This window comes from Amycolatopsis azurea DSM 43854 (assembly GCF_001995215.1).
GTDB lineage: Bacteria > Actinomycetota > Actinomycetes > Mycobacteriales > Pseudonocardiaceae > Amycolatopsis > Amycolatopsis azurea.
Window position 1 is genome coordinate 32,547 of record NZ_MUXN01000021.1, and the last position, 15,335, is coordinate 47,881.

The 15,335-nt window shown below is 69.9% G+C and carries 21 protein-coding genes; 8 read left to right on the forward strand and 13 right to left on the reverse strand.

Going from position 1 to position 15,335, the window contains the following annotated elements; genetic code table 11:
* Nucleotides 1-53 precede the first annotated feature (53 nt).
* The 3 genes from B0293_RS27005 to bcp all read left to right on the forward strand — a co-directional run bounded on the left by B0293_RS27005 (nt 54) and on the right by bcp (nt 1,486).
* Complete coding sequence (locus tag B0293_RS27005; protein WP_039919451.1) at nt 54-236, forward strand: hypothetical protein; 183 nt, start codon at nt 54-56, stop codon at nt 234-236.
* Nucleotides 237-436: 200 nt separating this feature from the next.
* Nucleotides 437-982, forward strand: coding sequence for a hypothetical protein (locus tag B0293_RS27010; protein WP_005165678.1), 546 nt, complete (start codon nt 437-439; stop codon nt 980-982).
* Nucleotides 983-1,009: 27 nt separating this feature from the next.
* A complete protein-coding gene (gene bcp, locus B0293_RS27015) occupies nt 1,010-1,486 on the forward strand; it encodes a thioredoxin-dependent thiol peroxidase (RefSeq protein WP_005165677.1) in 477 nt (158 codons plus the stop codon).
* Nucleotides 1,487-1,855: 369 nt separating this feature from the next.
* Here bcp and rdgB read toward each other — a convergent pair whose 3' ends face one another.
* The 5 genes from rdgB to B0293_RS27045 are packed head-to-tail and all read right to left on the reverse strand — an operon-like array spanning nt 1,856 to nt 5,524.
* A complete protein-coding gene (rdgB, locus tag B0293_RS27025) occupies nt 1,856-2,461 on the reverse strand; it encodes an RdgB/HAM1 family non-canonical purine NTP pyrophosphatase (protein ID WP_005165674.1) in 606 nt (201 codons plus the stop codon).
* Nucleotides 2,458-3,234: a ribonuclease PH gene (gene rph, locus B0293_RS27030; protein WP_039919459.1), complete on the reverse strand. Its 777-nt coding sequence runs from the start codon at nt 3,232-3,234 to the stop codon at nt 2,458-2,460. Before rph ends, rdgB begins: the two co-directional genes overlap by 4 nt.
* A gap of 23 nt (nt 3,235-3,257) precedes the next feature.
* Nucleotides 3,258-4,025, reverse strand: a complete 768-nt coding sequence (locus B0293_RS27035) for an MBL fold metallo-hydrolase (protein ID WP_005165670.1) — start codon at nt 4,023-4,025, stop codon at nt 3,258-3,260.
* A gap of 30 nt (nt 4,026-4,055) precedes the next feature.
* Nucleotides 4,056-4,862, reverse strand: coding sequence for a glutamate racemase (gene murI / locus B0293_RS27040; RefSeq protein WP_005165668.1), 807 nt, complete (start codon nt 4,860-4,862; stop codon nt 4,056-4,058).
* Nucleotides 4,859-5,524, reverse strand: coding sequence for a rhomboid family intramembrane serine protease (locus B0293_RS27045; protein WP_052014588.1), 666 nt, complete (start codon nt 5,522-5,524; stop codon nt 4,859-4,861). The genes murI and B0293_RS27045 overlap by 4 nt, the downstream gene beginning before the upstream one ends.
* 82 nt (nt 5,525-5,606) lie before the next feature.
* Here B0293_RS27045 and B0293_RS27050 point away from each other — a divergent pair, with 82 nt between their 5' ends.
* Nucleotides 5,607-6,479 (forward strand): arylamine N-acetyltransferase family protein, encoded by an 873-nt coding sequence (locus B0293_RS27050; RefSeq protein WP_039919449.1) that lies wholly within the window; start codon nt 5,607-5,609, stop codon nt 6,477-6,479.
* Here the strand turns inward: B0293_RS27050 and B0293_RS27055 are convergent.
* From B0293_RS27055 to clpS, 7 genes are all read right to left on the reverse strand, one after another.
* The gene (locus tag B0293_RS27055; protein ID WP_005165662.1) at nt 6,440-7,153 is read right to left on the reverse strand and encodes an aspartate/glutamate racemase family protein; all 714 of its coding nucleotides are present in this window, start codon (nt 7,151-7,153) and stop codon (nt 6,440-6,442) included. The two genes, B0293_RS27050 and B0293_RS27055, sit on opposite strands and share 40 nt — an antisense overlap.
* Before the next feature lie 288 nt (nt 7,154-7,441).
* On the reverse strand, nt 7,442-8,392 hold the full coding sequence (locus tag B0293_RS27060; RefSeq protein ID WP_005165660.1) for a PLP-dependent cysteine synthase family protein: 951 nt from the start codon (nt 8,390-8,392) through the stop codon (nt 7,442-7,444).
* 3 nt (nt 8,393-8,395) lie between these two features.
* Nucleotides 8,396-8,668 (reverse strand): MoaD/ThiS family protein, encoded by a 273-nt coding sequence (locus B0293_RS27065; RefSeq protein ID WP_005165659.1) that lies wholly within the window; start codon nt 8,666-8,668, stop codon nt 8,396-8,398.
* Between the two features lie 70 nt (nt 8,669-8,738).
* Nucleotides 8,739-9,146 carry a Mov34/MPN/PAD-1 family protein gene (locus tag B0293_RS27070; protein ID WP_005165658.1) on the reverse strand — a complete coding sequence of 136 codons (408 nt, stop codon included), beginning with the start codon at nt 9,144-9,146 and terminating at the stop codon, nt 8,739-8,741.
* A gap of 128 nt (nt 9,147-9,274) precedes the next feature.
* Nucleotides 9,275-10,267: a P1 family peptidase gene (locus B0293_RS27075; RefSeq protein WP_005165657.1), complete on the reverse strand. Its 993-nt coding sequence runs from the start codon at nt 10,265-10,267 to the stop codon at nt 9,275-9,277.
* Nucleotides 10,264-10,821, reverse strand: a complete 558-nt coding sequence (locus B0293_RS27080) for a DUF2017 domain-containing protein (RefSeq protein ID WP_005165656.1) — start codon at nt 10,819-10,821, stop codon at nt 10,264-10,266. The genes B0293_RS27075 and B0293_RS27080 overlap by 4 nt, the downstream gene beginning before the upstream one ends.
* Nucleotides 10,818-11,117 (reverse strand): ATP-dependent Clp protease adapter ClpS, encoded by a 300-nt coding sequence (gene clpS / locus B0293_RS27085; RefSeq protein WP_005165655.1) that lies wholly within the window; start codon nt 11,115-11,117, stop codon nt 10,818-10,820. Before clpS ends, B0293_RS27080 begins: the two co-directional genes overlap by 4 nt.
* A gap of 74 nt (nt 11,118-11,191) precedes the next feature.
* Between clpS and B0293_RS27090 the strand changes: the two genes are divergently transcribed.
* From B0293_RS27090 to B0293_RS27100, 3 genes are read left to right on the forward strand one after another with little or no spacing between them, the layout of a single operon-like run.
* The gene (locus B0293_RS27090) at nt 11,192-12,496 is read left to right on the forward strand and encodes a nicotinate phosphoribosyltransferase (protein WP_005165654.1); all 1,305 of its coding nucleotides are present in this window, start codon (nt 11,192-11,194) and stop codon (nt 12,494-12,496) included.
* Nucleotides 12,497-12,516: 20 nt separating this feature from the next.
* Entirely contained in the window at nt 12,517-13,092 is a 576-nt protein-coding gene (locus B0293_RS27095) for an isochorismatase family protein (RefSeq protein ID WP_005165653.1), read from the forward strand.
* Nucleotides 13,089-13,742 (forward strand): bifunctional 4-hydroxy-2-oxoglutarate aldolase/2-dehydro-3-deoxy-phosphogluconate aldolase, encoded by a 654-nt coding sequence (locus B0293_RS27100; RefSeq protein WP_005165652.1) that lies wholly within the window; start codon nt 13,089-13,091, stop codon nt 13,740-13,742. Before B0293_RS27095 ends, B0293_RS27100 begins: the two co-directional genes overlap by 4 nt.
* Nucleotides 13,743-13,812: 70 nt before the next feature.
* Here the strand turns inward: B0293_RS27100 and B0293_RS27105 are convergent, their stop codons facing one another.
* Entirely contained in the window at nt 13,813-14,478 is a 666-nt protein-coding gene (locus B0293_RS27105) for a choice-of-anchor P family protein (protein WP_005165651.1), read from the reverse strand.
* Nucleotides 14,479-14,631: 153 nt separating this feature from the next.
* Between B0293_RS27105 and B0293_RS27110 the strand changes: the two genes are divergently transcribed.
* Nucleotides 14,632-15,222 carry a biotin transporter BioY gene (locus B0293_RS27110; protein WP_005165650.1) on the forward strand — a complete coding sequence of 197 codons (591 nt, stop codon included), beginning with the start codon at nt 14,632-14,634 and terminating at the stop codon, nt 15,220-15,222.
* The last annotated feature ends 113 nt before the right edge of the window (nt 15,223-15,335 follow it).

Sequence of the window (15,335 nt, forward strand, 5' to 3'; positions counted from 1 at the left end):
GGGCGGCCCCTCCCTGGCTGACCGGACTCACCCGTGCCCGTACTGTGAGTGTCATGGCGTCTCGAAGCCCCATTCGCTGGATGACCCGGTGGGCGGACTGGTTCGAAGAGCGCGGCGTCTACGTCCCGGGCGAGGAGAGCCGGGCGGTCGACCCGATGCGCGATTTCGGCTGGTTGATCGTGGCGTGGGTGTCCGGTCTGGCGATCTTCATCCTGTTCTTCGCCTTCGCCGTTTGACGTCGACGGATGTGTCACCGGGGTGACCACTGTCACTAGCCGTGCCCTTCCGATCACGGATCGGCCACGGCTGTACACCAGGTGCGCCTCAACCCGGCCGTGCCGCTCCTCTCGGCTGCCGAAGACCGTCACTCTGGACTCTTCGGCACTAATGACTACCTCGAACGGCCCACCCGCACCGCCGACTGGAGTAACCGCACATGGCGCCCCCGCGCACCCCGAAGCTCTTACTCGCCGCCTGCTCACTGCTGCTGGCGGCCGCGTGCGGGGTTCAGGCACCGGAAAAGGGGGCCGCCGTGCTCGGCGCGGACGCCCCGGCGCAAGGGCTGGCCGCGACGCATGCGGAGGGTGACCTCGCGTTCGGCGCCGCGCACCGGTTCCCGACCGGGGTGACGATCGCCGTGTCCGCGGCGAAGTCGTTCCGTCCCAGCGCGTCGGCGTATCCGCAGAGCCCGCGCGCGGTGGCGTTCGGCATCGAGGTGACCAACGCGGGCGACGGCACGTACCGGCTGTCCGGCCTGTCCGTGACCGGCGAAGTGGACGGCGAAAGCCCGTTGGTCAAACAGGTCGTCGACCCGACGCAGGGCTACAACGGCATCGCGGACGCGGGCAAGGACGTGGCGCCCGGCCGGTCCGTCCATCTGACCCTGGCGTTCGCCGTTCCGGACAAGCCGGTGAGGCTGCGCTTGCAGGTGCGCCCGAGCCCCGCGGAGCCTGTCGCCGCGAAGTACTGCGGGAAGGTCTGACGCCGCCGATTCGCTACCGTGTGCGTCATGACCGAGCAGCGACTCTCCCCCGGCGACAAAGCGCCCGACTTCACCCTCCCCGACAGCGAGGGCAACGACGTCAAGCTCAGCGACTTCCGCGGCAAGTCGGTCGTCGTGTACTTCTACCCGAGCGCCGGCACGCCGGGCTGCACGAAGCAGGCCTGCGACTTCCGGGACAGCCTCGCGCAGCTCAACGACGCCGGTTACCAGGTCCTCGGCATCTCGCCGGACAAGCCCGCGAAGCTCGCGAAGTTCGTCGAGGCGGAAGGCCTGACCTTCCCGCTGCTGTCCGACACGGAGAAGACCGTCCTCAAGGCATACAGCGCCTTCGGTGAGAAGAAGAACTACGGCAAGGTCTACGAAGGCGTCATCCGCTCGACGTTCGTCGTCGACGCCGACGGCAAGATCGCCGTGGCTCAGTACAACGTGCGCGCCACGGGGCACGTCGCGAAACTGCTGCGGGACCTCGACCTGGCGTCCTGACTCGCGAGTGGCGATTCGGGTTATTTTGAGCAAAAAGGCAAGGTGTCCTGTCAGGTGCCAAGTCCGTGAAGGCCTCCTTGAGGGACTCTGGGTCCCTCAAGGAGGCCTTCACGGACCGGTGCTCGGTGGCGATCAGCGTGGTGAAGGGGACTTTCCCCTCATCGCACGAGCGGAAAGTCCCCTTCACCCAGGGTCATCCGTCCTCGTGGGCGGCGGAGTCCCCGAGCGTTGCGAAAGCCACTTTCGCAACCTTCAACGTTACGAAAGTGGCTTTCGCAACACCCGAGGCCGACGTACGGGCGAGCGACTGAACACGCCACACTTGCCTTAGCCCTCAAAATAGAACCCGAATCGCCACTCACGACCAACTCAGCCCGCCAGTTTCCGCAGTTCTCCCACCAACGCCCGCAACGCCTTCCCCCGATGCGAAGCTTCGTCCTTTTCGGACGGTTCCAGCTCGGCCGAGGTCCGCGTCCCGCCTTCCGGCACGAAGATCGGGTCGTACCCGAATCCGTTGGCGCCACGGCGTTCCCGGATCAGCGAGCCTCGCCATTCCCCGCGCACCACGGTTTCGTCGCCGCCGGGGACGACCAGCGCGGCCGCGCAGACGAAGGCCGCGCCCATCCGCTCGTCGGGCGTGTCGGAAAGCTGAGCCAGCACGAGGTCCAGGTTCGCCTCGTCGTCGCCGTGCTTGCCCGACCAGCGGGCCGAGAGCACGCCCGGCATGCCGTTGAGCGCGTCCACGGCGATGCCGGAGTCGTCGGCGATGGCCGGAAGGCCGGTCGCGGCGGCCGCGTCCTGCGCCTTCGCGAGCGCGTTGCCCTCGAAGTCCGGTGCGGTTTCGGGCGCTTCGGGGAACTCGGGGACGTCGGCGAGGCCGATGACCTCGACGCCCTCGATCCCTTCGGCCACCAGGATGCGCCGGAGTTCGCCGAGCTTCTTCGCGTTGCGCGTGGCAAGGAGCAGCTTGGTCACTTCGCGCCCTTCTTCTTGTCCGGGCGCGGCTCGGGGAGTTCGCCGGGGTACGGCAGCGCGAGGGCCTCGGTCTGGAGCCGGGTCAGCTCCTCGCAACCGGCCTGCGCCATGTCCAGCATCGTGTCCAAAGTGGACCGCGCGAAGGTGGCGCCCTCGCCGGTGCCCTGCACCTCGATCAGGGTGCCCGCGTCGGTGGCGACGACGTTCATGTCGACCTCCGCGCGCGAGTCCTCTTCGTAGGGCAGGTCGAGGCGCACCCGGCCGTCGACGACGCCGACGCTCACCGCGGCCACCGAAGACGAAAGCGGCTGCGGGTCGGCGAGGCGGCCTGCCGCGCCGAGCCAGGTGACGGCGTCGGCGAGCGCGACGTAGCCGCCGGTCACCGCTGCCGTGCGGGTGCCGCCGTCGGCCTGGATGACGTCGCAGTCGATGACGATCGTGTTCTCCCCCAGCGCCGCCAGGTCGATGCAGGCGCGCAGGGACCGGCCGATCAGCCGGGAGATCTCGTGGGTACGGCCGCCGACGCGGCCCTTGATGGATTCGCGGTCGCCGCGGGTGTTGGTCGCCGACGGCAGCATCGCGTACTCGGCGGTGACCCAGCCGAGGCCGGAACCGGCCCGCCAGCGGGGGACGCCTTCGGTGACGCTCGCCGCGCACAGCACCCTGGTGTCGCCGAATTCGATCAGCACCGAGCCCGCGGGCCACCGCTGGAAACCCCGGGTGATCTTGATGTCGCGAAGCTGGTCGTCGTTCCTGCCGTCTTTTCTCGCCACGGCCGCCACTCTAGAACCCCGCGTCAGAGGTCGTAGACGGCGCCCTGTTCGACCAGCTCGGCCGCGGGGTACGCGACGGCGGCCTCGGCGAGGACAGCGGCGCGGTCGGTCCACGGCGCGACGTGGGTGAGCAGCAGCCGCCCCACCCCGGCCTTGCGGCCCAGTTCCCCCGCTTCCTTGCCGGACAGGTGGACACCGGCGGGCCGCGCGGGCGAGTCCGTCCAGGACGCTTCGGACAGCAGGACGTCGACGCCGCCGGCGAGGTCGGTGAGGGTGTCGCAGACGCCGGTGTCACCGGTGTAGGCGAGGGTCTTGCCGCCGTGCGCGATCCGCAGGCCGAACGCCGGCGTCGGGTGGTCGACCGGGACGGCGGTGACCTCGAACGGTCCGATCCGCGTCGGCTCCGCGCTCAGTGCGTGGAAGGCGAAGACGTCGGAGAGATCGGTGGCCGCCCGCTCCTCCTCGTTCGCCGCGTAGGCGTAGGCGAGCCGCTCGTGCACGTCCGACGGCCCGTACACCGGCAGCCGGGCGGGCCGCGCCGGGTACGGCAGCGCAGGGTGGTAGCGCCGCAGCACCGTGAGCGCGCTGACGTCGGCGCAGTGATCGGGGTGGAGATGCGACAGGATCAGCGCGTCCAGGTCGAACGGGTCGCGCAGGGCCTGGAGCCTGGCGAGCGTCCCGTTGCCGAATTCGAGCCCCAGGACGAACCCGTCCGCCTCGAGCAGATAGCCGGACGCGGCGGCGTTGGGCCCGGGGATGCTGCCTGAGCAGCCGAGGATCGTGAGACGCACTGTGACACCTTAAGCACGGAATCGGCGGATTTACGCACTGGTGGGAGCGAGCACACCCGGCGCGAAGCCCATGAACCGCTGAGCGAGCCTGGTGAAGGGCTCGGCGGATCCGGTGGCGACGAACTCGTGCCGTGGCGGGGTGTCGCGCTCGGCGAGGAGATCGTCCTCGGTGAGGACACGCACGAGGTCACGCGCGGTCTCCTCGGCGCTGGACACCAGCGTGACGTCCTGGCCCATGACGATCTGCAGCACCCCGGACAGCAACGGGTAGTGCGTGCAGCCCATGACCAGCGTGTCGACCTGCGCGTCCAGCAGCGGTTCCAGGTAGCCCTGCGCGAGCCCCAGCACCTGGCGCCCGGTGGTGATCCCGCGTTCCACGAAGTCCACGAACCGCGGGCACGCGACGCTGGTGATCTCGACGTCCTGCGCGGCGTTGAAGGCGTCGTCGTAGGCGCGGGACCGGACGGTGCCCTCGGTGCCGATCACGCCGATCCGGCCGGAGCGCGTGGCGGAGACGGCCCGGCGCGCGGCCGGGAGGACGACCTCGACCACGGGGACGTCGTAGCGCTCCCTCGCGTCGCGAAGGCAGGCGGCCGAGGCGGTGTTGCAGGCGATGACCAGCGCTTTCACCCCGCCTTCGACGATGTCGTCCAGCGCTTCCAGCGCGTACTGGCGTGCCGTCGCGATGGGAAGCGGGCCGTACGGGTTGCGGGCGGTGTCACCGACGTAGCGCAGCCGCTCGCCGGGCAGCTGCTCCAGGATCGCCCTCGCGACGGTCAGCCCGCCCACTCCGGAATCGAAGACCCCGATCGGGGCGTCGGCGCTCGGCTTGGTCACGCGGCGAGGCTACCGGGACCGGTCGCTTTCCTGGCCTGGGACCTGTCCATCCGCGCCATCACCCAGGCCGCGAAGACCCCGGACAGCGCGCCGAAGAGGTGGCCCTGCCAGGAGACGCCCGGATCACCCGGAAGCAGTCCCCAGAGCATTCCGCTCCAGATGCCGAGCAGCACCACGGCCACCAGGATCTGCCCGACCGCGCGATTGAAAATGCCCCTGACCAGCAGGAACGCGAGCCAGCCGAAGGCGACCCCGGACGCTCCCACGGTCACCGTGCCGCTCGGCGCGATGAACCAGACGCCGAGGCCGGAGAGCACCCAGATGATCGCGGTGACCAGCACCCACCTGCCGATGCCCGCGGCCATCGCGAGGAAGGCGAACACCAGGACCGGGACGGTGTTGGAGAACAGATGCCCCCAGCCCGCGTGCAGCAGCGGCGCCCAGATGACGCCGTCGAGCCCGGAGAAGTCGCGGGCGAGGATGCCGCCCTGGTCGAGGTCGGCGGGCAGCACGACGTCGACCAGCTCCACCAGGTAGAGCAGCACGGTGAAGGCCAGCGCCACGATCGCGGCGGCCTTCGGGTTCGGCGGCAGGACGCGTTTGGCCGGGTCCGCACCGGGCGACTCGCTCGCCGGGACCGGCTGGGGAGGCAAAGTGGTCACCTCCCCAGGCTACGACGTGGAACGGCGAGGTCGCCTCGGTGAGAACCCTGATTTGTCGGTGGGTGCCGCTACGGTCGCTCGCATGGGGTTCCCTTCTTCCGAGCACGTCGACGTGCCCGCCTACCTCGCGCGACTCGGCCTCGAGCACGAGCCGCCGGGCCTCGACGCGCTCTTCCGGCTGCACAGGGCACACGTGGAGCGGGTGCCGTACGAAGATTTCGAAGTCCAGCTTGGCCGGGTGACCTCGCTGGATCCGGCGGTGTCGTTCGGCCGGATCGCCGCCGGTCGCGGCGGCTACTGCTATCACCTCAACGGCGCGTTCTCGGCGCTGCTGAGCGCCCTCGGCTACCAGGTAACCCGGCATCCGGGTGGGGCGCAGATGCCGGGCGACCCCGCCGGGATCCACCTCAATCACCTGCCGCTGACCGTGTCCGGGCTGGCGGAGACGCCGGAAACGAGCTGGTTCGTCGACGTGGGGCTCGGCGACGGCATCCACGAGCCGCTCCCCCTGATCGAGGGCGAGTACAAACAGGGGCCGCTGGTGTTCCGCATGCGGCCTTCGGAGGTCACCCCCGGCGGCTGGCGGTTCGACCACGATCCGCAGGGCAGTTTCACCGGGATGGATTTCGCGCCGGAGACGGCCGTGATGGCCGACTTCACCGAGAAGCACGTCGAGCTGTCCACGTCCGCGGACTCCGGGTTCGTCCGCACCCTGGTGCTCCAGCGGCGGGACGCCGAGGGCGTGGACTCGCTGCGCGCGCTGACCTTGAGCGGTCTGCCGGGCGGCAGGACCGTGCTGGAATCACCGGCCGAGTGGTGGACGGCGATCGAGGACGTCTTCGGGGTGCTTCGCGGCGGCTTCACCGCTGAAGAACAGGACAGGCTGTGGCGGCAGGCCGTCGACCAGCACGAACGTCATACGGCGGGAGGGAGCGAGGACTTGCCCAACGCGTAGTCCACGGCCGCTTCGGCGTGCAGCCTGGTGGTGGGGAAGGTCGGCACCGGACTGTCTTCGGGGCCGACGAGCAGTTCGATCTCGGTGCAGCCGTAGATCACGCCCTCGGCGCCTGCTTCGACGAGCCTCACGATGACCTCGCGGTACCGCTCGCGGGAGTCCTCGGTGACGACGCCGTGGACGAGTTCGTCGTAGATGACCCGGTGCACCGTTTCGCGGTCTTGTTCGCCCGGGACGAGCACATCGAGCCCGTGCGCGGCGAGGCGGTCGCGGTAGAACGGCTGGGCCATGGTGAAGCCGGTGCCGAGAAGGTCGACACGGCCGACGCCGGCGGCCTTGATCGCGGCCGCCGTGGCGTCGGCGAGGTGCAGCAGCGGGACGCCGAGGCCTTCGGTGAGCTGGTCGGCGACCTTGTGCATCGTGTTGGTGCACAGGACGACGAAGTCCGCTCCGGCGGCTTCGAGACCGCGCGCGGCGCGGTTCAGTTCCCGGCCGGCGTCGTCCCAGCGGCCTTCGGCCTGCATCGCCTCGATCTCGGCGAAGTCCACGGAGTAGAGCACGGTACGCGCCGAGCGGAACCCGCCGCGCAGCTCCCGGACGCGCTCGTTGACCAGCCGGTAGTACTCGGCCGACGATTCCCAGCTCATCCCGCCCAGCAACCCGATGACCTTCATGCCGTCATCGTGCCAGCGCGGGTAAGGGCGCCCGTACCGAGTCGGCCGGGTGGGTCGTGAGTGGCAAGTGGGGTTAGAACGACACTTACCACTCACGACCCGCTGGACCGGCGCGGTTCAGCGCGCTGGAGCGGAAGCTGGTGTTGTGAAAGCCACTTCCGCAACCTTCAACGTTGCGGAAGTGGCTTTCACAACACCGTCCGGCGAGACCCGTCTGCCCGGTGAGCAGTGGCGGCCACCCGAACTTTGCTCTTCTGCCCGAAGAACCCGAATCGCCACTCACGACAATCAGGCCCAGAGCTGCCCGTCGAGCCTTTCGGCCGCTTCGTCGAGCGAACCGGAGTAAGCGCCGGTGGAGAGGTACTTCCACCCGGCGTCCGCGACCACGAAGGCCACGTCGGCGGGCTTACCCGCGGCGGCGGCCTTCTCGGCGACGGCCAGCGCAGCGTGCAGCACCGCACCGGTCGAGATGCCCGCGAAGATGCCTTCGTGCTCCAGCAGCTCACGAGTCCGGCGGAGCGCGTCGTACGCGCCGACGGAGAACCGGCCATTGAGCACCGAAGCGTCGTAGAGCTCCGGGACGAAGCCCTCGTCGAGGTTTCGCAGGCCGTAGACGAGTTCGCCGTAGCGCGGTTCGGCCGCGATGATCTGCACGTCCGGCTTCGCCTCGTGCAGGTACCGCCCGACACCCACCAGGGTGCCGGTGGTGCCGAGGCCGCCGACGAAATGCGTCAGCGTCGGCAGGTCCTTGAGCAGTTCGGGTCCGGTGCCGCGGTAGTGCGCGTCGGCGTTGGCCGGGTTGCCGTACTGGTAGAGCATGACCCAGTCCGGGTTGGCCTCGGCCAGTTCCTTCGCCCGGCGCACGGCCTCGTTGGACCCGCCCGCGGCCGGGGAGAAGACGATCCTCGCGCCGTACGCCTGCAGCAGCTGCTTGCGTTCGGTGGAGGTGTTCTCCGGCATGACGCACACCAGGCCGTAGCCCTTGAGCTTCGCGGCCATGGCGAGCGCGATCCCGGTGTTCCCCGACGTCGGCTCCAGGATGGTGGAGCCGCGCCGGAGGATGCCTTCACGCTCGGCGGCTTCGATCATCGCCAGCGCGGGGCGATCCTTGATCGAACCGGTCGGGTTGCGATCCTCCAGCTTCGCCCACAACCGCACGTCGTGCGTGGGCGAAAGCCGGGGAAGGCCGACCAGCGGGGTGCCGCCGAGCGCGTCGAGCAGGGACTCGAAGCGAGCCATCGATCAGCCTCCGGCCACGGCGGGCAGGATGGTCAGCGTGTCGCCGTCCTTGACCTCGGCTTCGAGGCCACCGGAGAAGCGGACGTCCTCGTCGTTGACGTAGACGTTGACGAAACGGTGCAGCTTCTCTTCCTTGACCAGGCGGGCCTTGAGGCCGCCGTGGCGGGACTCGATGTCGTCGATCACCTCGAGCACGGTCTTGCCGGTCGCCTCGACGGACTTCTCGCCGCCGGTGTGCGTACGCAGGATGGTCGGGATGGACACGGTCACGGCCATGGTTTTCTACCTCCGGTGGGTTCTCTCTACGCAGACGTTCGGGCCGGTCCGGGTTATTCCGGACGGGGGTTCAGCCGATGATCTCGACGGGCTCCTCGGTGATCTCCCCGTCCACGATCCGGTACGACCGGAACTGGTGCGAATCGGGGTCCTTGGTGGAGACGAGCACGTAGTGCGCGTCGGGTTCCGAGGCGTACGAGACATCGGTGCGGGACGGGTAGGCGTCGGTCGCGGTGTGCGAGTGGTAGATGACCACCGGGACCTCGTCGTTGGCGTCCATCTCGCGGTAGAGCCTGAGCAGGTCGCCCGAGTCGAACTCGTAGAACGTGGGCGAGCGCGCCGCGTTCAGCATCGGGATGTATCGCTCGGGGCTGTCCGACCCCTCGGGGCCGGCGATCACCCCGCACGCCTCATCGGGGTGGTCACGACGGGCATGGGCGACGATCTCGTCGACGAGTTCACGGCGGATCCGGAGCACATGCACATCTTAGGTGCTGGACGGGGCTGGTCCACTCTCTGAGATTGCTGCCACTCAATCCCGCGTTTCGTCCTCTGGACGCGGTAGTTGCGCGTGCAAGGACCGCGTCCAGAGGACGAAATGCGTAATCAGGAGAGGGCTTCGGGCCAGACGTCGCGGTAGGCGCGCATGCCTCCGGCGGAAGTGGCGTTCAGCACGCCGTGCACCATCGCCCGCCCGAACGCCCGCGCGGCCGCCGAGCACAGCGTGTCCAGCACCATCGCGCGCCGCGTCGCCGCGATCGGACCCGCGCCGCCGGGCAGTTCCCGGTCGCCGGTCGCCAGCGCGAACACCGTGTCGCCGTCGAACATCGTGTGCGCCGGGCGGACCGCCCTGGCGAGACCGTCCTGCGCGGCCACCGCGAGCCGTCGAGCCTCCGCTTTGGACAGCGCCGCGTCGACCGCGACCACGCCGATGGTCGTGTTGAGCCCCGCCGCCTTCGCCGCGACGTCGCCGGGCCGGTCGGGCCAGCGGACGCCGAACTCGCCGTCGACCTCGTGATCCGCCGCGTAAGGCCGGCCGGTCGAGAGGTCGACGGCCTCGCCGGCGGCGTTCACGGCGGCGACGACGCCGACGGTGAACTCCCCGACGCGCTCCGAAGCGGTCCCGATCCCACCTTTGAGTGATCCCGCCTTCGCCCCGGCGCCCGCGCCGACGGTCCCCAGCGGAACAGGACCGCCGACAGCCGCTTCGCAGGCCGCGTAGCCGAAGGACGCGTCCGGACGGTTGCCCCAGTCCCCGCGCGGCAGGTCGAACAGCACCGCCGCGGGCACGATCGGCACCACCTCGTGCGGTTCCGTGCCCACCGGGATCCCCAGGTTCCGCTCGGCGAGCCAGCGCATGACGCCGTCCGCCGCGGCCAGGCCGTATGCGCTCCCGCCGGACAGGCAGATCGCGTTGACGTGCTGGACCAGGTTCTCCGGCTCCAGCAGATTGGTCTCCCGCGTGCCCGGCGCGCCGCCGCGCTGGTCGACGGCACCGACGGCGCCCTCGGGGACCAGCACGACCGTCGTCCCGGTCGCCCAGCCGTCGCCGACCCGCTCGTGGTGCCCGACCAGCACGCCGGGAACGTCGGTGATCACGAGGTCAGCGACTGGATGAGGGTCTCCTGCACCCACGTCAGCCAGTGGTAGACGCCGAGATGCGGCGCGCGGGGATCGTCCTCGGGCAGTTCGTCGGGCATGTCCTCGGTGACGTCGAGCGCGGTGCCCAGCGCCAGCCGGACGTCGTTGAGCGCGCCCAGCCACGCGTCGGCCTGCTCGAAGGTCAGCCGCACGTTCCCGCCGTCGCGCGGCAGGGTGTCCAGCACGATCTTGGCGACGCCGACCTTCTTGTCCAGAAGATCGGGCTCGTGGAGCGACCGCATCGCGGCGGCGGAGTCGATGTCCTCGCGGGTCGGGTTGTCCGGGTCCAGCTTGTGGAAGTCCGGCAGCAGCCGCGAAAGCACGGGATCGTCCGGCGACTCCGTCGGTCCGGTCCGGATCCCGGTCAGCTCCGCCAGCTCGTCCTGCGGCGCCTCTTCGGCGCGCGCGGTGAGCATGTCCTCCAGCTGGCTGACCAGACCGCGCAGGACCGCGGCCTCTTGCTGTTCGAACCCGGCGACGATGGTTTCGCCCTTGCGGCGCCATCCGTTCATGAAGGTTGCTCCATAGTGGCCCAGAGGCCGGCCGCGTGCAGTTTCGCGACGTCGGTCTCGACCTTCTCCTTGGAACCGGAGGACACGATCGCCTTGCCCTTCTGGTGCACGTCGAGCATCAGCTTCGTCGCGTGGTCCCGGCTGTACCCGAACAGCTTCTGGAACACGTACGTCACGTACGACATGAGGTTCACCGGATCGTTCCAGACGACCGTCCGCCAGGGCTTGTCCTCAGAGACGACCTCTACTCCCTGTGGATCAACCTGCGTCTGCTCGGATGCGACAGGCGTGGACATGCACTCCATGGTGTCACGGGCCCAACCCGGTACGGGTTGGCAGGTCCGGCCATGTGGGTGAATAGGCTGGCGGCATGGGTTTCCCCGAGGCGGCCACTGGCGCCAGCACCGCGCTGCTCACCGACCACTACGAGCTGACCATGCTGGCCAGCGCCCTGTCCGACGGGACCGCGGACAGGCCATGCGTCTTCGAGGTCTTCGCACGTCGTCTGCCCGACGGCCGCCGCTACGGCGTCGTCGCGGGCACCGGGCGGGTCCTCGACTCGATCGCGGACTTCCGGTTCACCGACGCCGAGCTGAGCCAGCTGGAAGCGACGGCAGTAGTCGATGACGCCACCCTTTCGTGGCTCGCGGACTACTCCTTCTCGGGGAACATCGACGGCTACCCCGAAGGCGAGCTCTACTTCCCCGGCTCCCCGATCCTGACCGTCACCGGTTCCTTCGGCGAGGCCGTCGTCCTGGAGACGATGATCCTGTCGATCCTCAACCACGACAGCGCGATCGCGTCCGCCGCGGCGCGGATGTCGGGCGCCGCGCACGGCAGGCCGATCATCGAGATGGGCGGGCGCCGCACGCACGAGTACGCAGCCGTCGCCGCCGCGCGGGCCGCGTACCTCGCCGGTTTCGCGACGACGTCCAACCTCGAAGCGGGACGCCGCTACGGCATCCCGACACGGGGCACCGTCGCGCACGCGTTCATGTTGCTGCACGACAGCGAGGAGGAGGCGTTCCGCGCGCAGGTCGACAAGATGGGCGCCGACACCACGCTCCTGGTGGACACCTACGACATCACCAAGGGCATCGAAACGGCCGTGCGGGTGGCCGGGACCGAACTCGGCGCGATCCGCATCGACTCCGGCGACGTCGGCCCGCTGGCGCGCAAGGCCCGCGAGCAGCTGGACTCCCTCGGCGCCAAGGACACCCGCATCGTGGTGTCCGGCGACCTCGACGAACACGCGATCGCCGCGCTCCGGGCGGAACCCGTCGACGCGTACGGCGTCGGGACCTCGGTCGTCACCGGCTCCGGCGCGCCGACCGCCGGGATGGTCTACAAGCTCGTCGAGGTCGACGGGAAACCGGTCGCCAAGCGCAGCGCGCACAAGGAATCCCGCGGCGGACGGAAATCCGCGCTGCGACGGCACCGCGAGACCGGCACCGCCGTCGAAGAGGTGATCCGGACCGCCGGCTCGGCGGTACCGGAACGGGGACCGAACGACCACGAATTGCAGATTCCGCTGGTCCGGGACGGCCGGACGGTGGATGATTTGCCCACGCTGGACGACGCGCGCCAGCGGCTTCGGCGGGCGCTGGTGAGCCTGCCGTGGGAAGGGCTCAAGCTCTCGCACGGGGAGCCCGCCATCCCGACCGTATTCGTCTAAAGAGAACTCAGGAGCAACACATGGGGACCGCCTTGATCGTGGTCGATGTGCAGAACGACTTCTGCGAAGGCGGGTCGCTCGGCCTGCCCGGTGGCGCAGCCGCCGCCGAAGCGATCTCCAAGCAGGCCGCGGAAGGTGGCTACGAGCACGTCGTCGCCACCCGCGACTACCACATCGACCCGGGCGACCACTTCAGTGAGACGCCGGACTTCAAGGACAGCTGGCCGCGGCACTGCGTCGCGGGTACCTCCGGCGCGTCGTTCCACCCCGCGCTCGACGTGGTCCCGATCAGCGAGGTCTTCTCCAAGGGCGAGTACTCCGCCGCGTACTCCGGCTTCGAGGGCAACGCGCGCGACGGCAAGACGCTCGACACGTGGCTGAAGGAGCGCGACGTCACCGAGGTCGACGTCGTCGGCATCGCGGCCGACTTCTGCGTCCGCGCGACGGCGCTCGACGCGGCGAAGGCGGGCTTCAAGGTCCGGGTGCTGCTCGATCTCACGGTCGGCGGTTCGCAGCCGACGGTCGACGCCGCGCTCAAGGACTTCGACGAGGCAGGCGTCACCTACACCGGAAAGGCGCCGGTCCCGGCCGCATGATCCAGCACGACCTCCAGGACACCCTGATCGAAAACCGGCTCGTCGCGATCCTGCGGGCCGCGGACGCGAGCCGGTTCGCCGACGCCGCGACGGTGCTGCACGCGGCGGGCGTGCGGGTGCTCGAAGCGGCGTTGACCACGCCGGGCGCCACGGACGCCATCACGACCATCCGCAAGAAGCTCGGCGACGACGCGTACATCGGCGCCGGGAGCGTCCGCGAGGTGTCCGATGTGGACATCGCGGCGGACGCGGGCGCGACGTTCCTGGTCACGCCGACGGTGAACCCGCTGGTGCTGGAACGCGCGCACGAACGCGGGCTGCCGGTGATCTGCGGCGCGCTGACGCCCACCGAGATCGACCAGGCGTGGCGCCTCGGCGCGGCGGCGGTGAAGGTGTTCCCGATCGCCGCCGTCGGCGGGATCGCCTACCTGCGGGCGATCCGGGCGCCGATGCCGGACATCCCGCTCGTGCCGACCGGCGGCGTCCACCTGGCCGAGGTCTCGAAGTACCTCGAAGCGGGTTCGATCGCCGTCGCGGCCGCCACGCCGCTGCTCGGTGACGCGCTCACCTCCGGTGGGTCGCTGACGGACCTGGCGACCCGGGCGAGCGAGTTCGTAGCCGCAGCCGCGAAGCACGTCTCGCGCGTCTGACGCGTTGGTCCTCTGAATGCGGTAGTTGCGTGTGCAAGGACCGCATTCAGAGGACGAAACGCGGAGGAGGTCAGGGCTTCTTCTTGCCGTAGGGGTCGCAGCGCGCGGTGCCGAGGTAGATGTCGCCCTTCGCCGGTCCGTCGCCCTGCGGGAACAGCTTGATGTGCAGCATGTGCGTCACGAGGCTCCCGTCGGGCGGCGTCGGCGTGACGGTCTCGTTGACCGTGAGCGACGCCAGCGCCGTCCCGCCCTTTCCGCCGGCGATGGTCAGCCGGTAGTTCTGCGGGATGTTCTCCGGCAGCGTGAACCCGGTGATGTCGCCGAACTCGATGTACCCGAGGCTGCCGTCCTTGGTGGTACTGCATTTCGCCATGAACGTGCGGACCTTGATCACCGGGCCGCCGAACCGCTTGAGCAGGGTGGTCTCGAAGCGCCGCCCGGCCGCCTCGCCGATGGCCGCCGCACCGTTCCTGCCGCAGCGCGACTCACCGCCGCCGAACCGGGCGAAGTCACCGGTGGACCCGCCCCGGGTCGTCGCGGTCAAGGGACCGTCGACGTCGCACGGCGCGAGCTCGCCGGTGGCCACGCGCTCGTCACCGATCTCCACGTCGAGCGAACCCACCGACGCGGACGCCGTCGCGGGCGCCGGATCGGCCGACGCGACCGCCGGCCCCCCTGTCACCAGCGCCCCGGTCAGCATCGTCACCGACAACAGCCTCGAAACGGGTTTCCTCATGTCCGGCAGCCTCCACCAAGAGTCCGGCCCGCGCAGGCCCATGCCACCCGGACGAGTGGACGGGCCATGACCGTGAGGTGGCCGACATTCGGTCCAAGGCCTGTCTTCTGCCGTTAACCTCGGTTCACATTCGTGTACTCATAGGAGGTCTGAGTGTCTTCGCTGTCCGTGGCCGGTTCCCGTCCGGTTCTCGCCGACCTCGTTCCCGGCGCGCTGGTCCGTGACGCCGTCCTGGTCGCCGGTGGTGCCGCGCTGACCGGCGCGGCCGCCCAGATCCTGATCCCGGTGCCCGGCTCGCCGGTGCCGATGACCGGCCAGACGTTCGCCGCCCTGTTCGTCGGCGCGGCGCTGGGCTGGAAGCGCGGCGCGCTGTCGATGGCGCTGTACCTCGCCGTCGGCGCGGCGGGCTTCGGCTGGTTCCAGAACGGTTCGTCGGGCCTGTTCGGCGCCAGCGCCGGCTACATCGTCGGGTTCGTCTTCGCCGGCGCGCTGGTGGGCGCGCTCGCGGGCCGCGGCGGGGACCGCACGCCGCTGCGCACGGCGGGGACGATGGTGCTGGGCAACCTCGCCATCTACTCGGTCGGTGTGCCGTGGCTGATGGCGTCGACCGGTTTCGGTCTGTCGACAGCGCTCGAAAAGGGGGTCGTGCCGTTCCTGATCGGGGACGCGCTGAAGATCGCCGTCGCGGCGGCGCTGCTCCCGGGCACCTGGGCGCTGGTCGCTCGCTTCCGCAAGGAGTCGTGACCGGCCCTTTCGCCGCTCCACGCATTGCCGTGAACGGCCCGTTCCCCGCGAATCCGGCGGGGAACGGGCCGTTCATCGCACGGGGCGGACGATCTTGACGGTGCCCCCGGCTA

What these genes read in the sequence shown, in the direction of transcription:
- B0293_RS27060 (WP_005165660.1), bottom strand. Translation starts at nt 8,392, where the DNA reads ATGGCTCGCTTCGAGTCCCTGCTCGACGCGCTCGGCGGCACCCCGCTG.
- bcp (WP_005165677.1), top strand. Translation starts at nt 1,010, where the DNA reads ATGACCGAGCAGCGACTCTCCCCCGGCGACAAAGCGCCCGACTTCACC.
- B0293_RS27080 (WP_005165656.1), bottom strand. Translation starts at nt 10,821, where the DNA reads ATGAACGGATGGCGCCGCAAGGGCGAAACCATCGTCGCCGGGTTCGAA.
- B0293_RS27065 (WP_005165659.1), bottom strand. Translation starts at nt 8,668, where the DNA reads ATGGCCGTGACCGTGTCCATCCCGACCATCCTGCGTACGCACACCGGC.
- B0293_RS27005 (WP_039919451.1), top strand. Translation starts at nt 54, where the DNA reads ATGGCGTCTCGAAGCCCCATTCGCTGGATGACCCGGTGGGCGGACTGG.
- clpS (WP_005165655.1), bottom strand. Translation starts at nt 11,117, where the DNA reads ATGTCCACGCCTGTCGCATCCGAGCAGACGCAGGTTGATCCACAGGGA.
- B0293_RS27105 (WP_005165651.1), bottom strand. Translation starts at nt 14,478, where the DNA reads ATGAGGAAACCCGTTTCGAGGCTGTTGTCGGTGACGATGCTGACCGGG.
- B0293_RS27090 (WP_005165654.1), top strand. Translation starts at nt 11,192, where the DNA reads ATGGGTTTCCCCGAGGCGGCCACTGGCGCCAGCACCGCGCTGCTCACC.
- B0293_RS27055 (WP_005165662.1), bottom strand. Translation starts at nt 7,153, where the DNA reads ATGAAGGTCATCGGGTTGCTGGGCGGGATGAGCTGGGAATCGTCGGCC.
- B0293_RS27100 (WP_005165652.1), top strand. Translation starts at nt 13,089, where the DNA reads ATGATCCAGCACGACCTCCAGGACACCCTGATCGAAAACCGGCTCGTC.
- B0293_RS27010 (WP_005165678.1), top strand. Translation starts at nt 437, where the DNA reads ATGGCGCCCCCGCGCACCCCGAAGCTCTTACTCGCCGCCTGCTCACTG.
- B0293_RS27050 (WP_039919449.1), top strand. Translation starts at nt 5,607, where the DNA reads ATGGGGTTCCCTTCTTCCGAGCACGTCGACGTGCCCGCCTACCTCGCG.
- B0293_RS27095 (WP_005165653.1), top strand. Translation starts at nt 12,517, where the DNA reads ATGGGGACCGCCTTGATCGTGGTCGATGTGCAGAACGACTTCTGCGAA.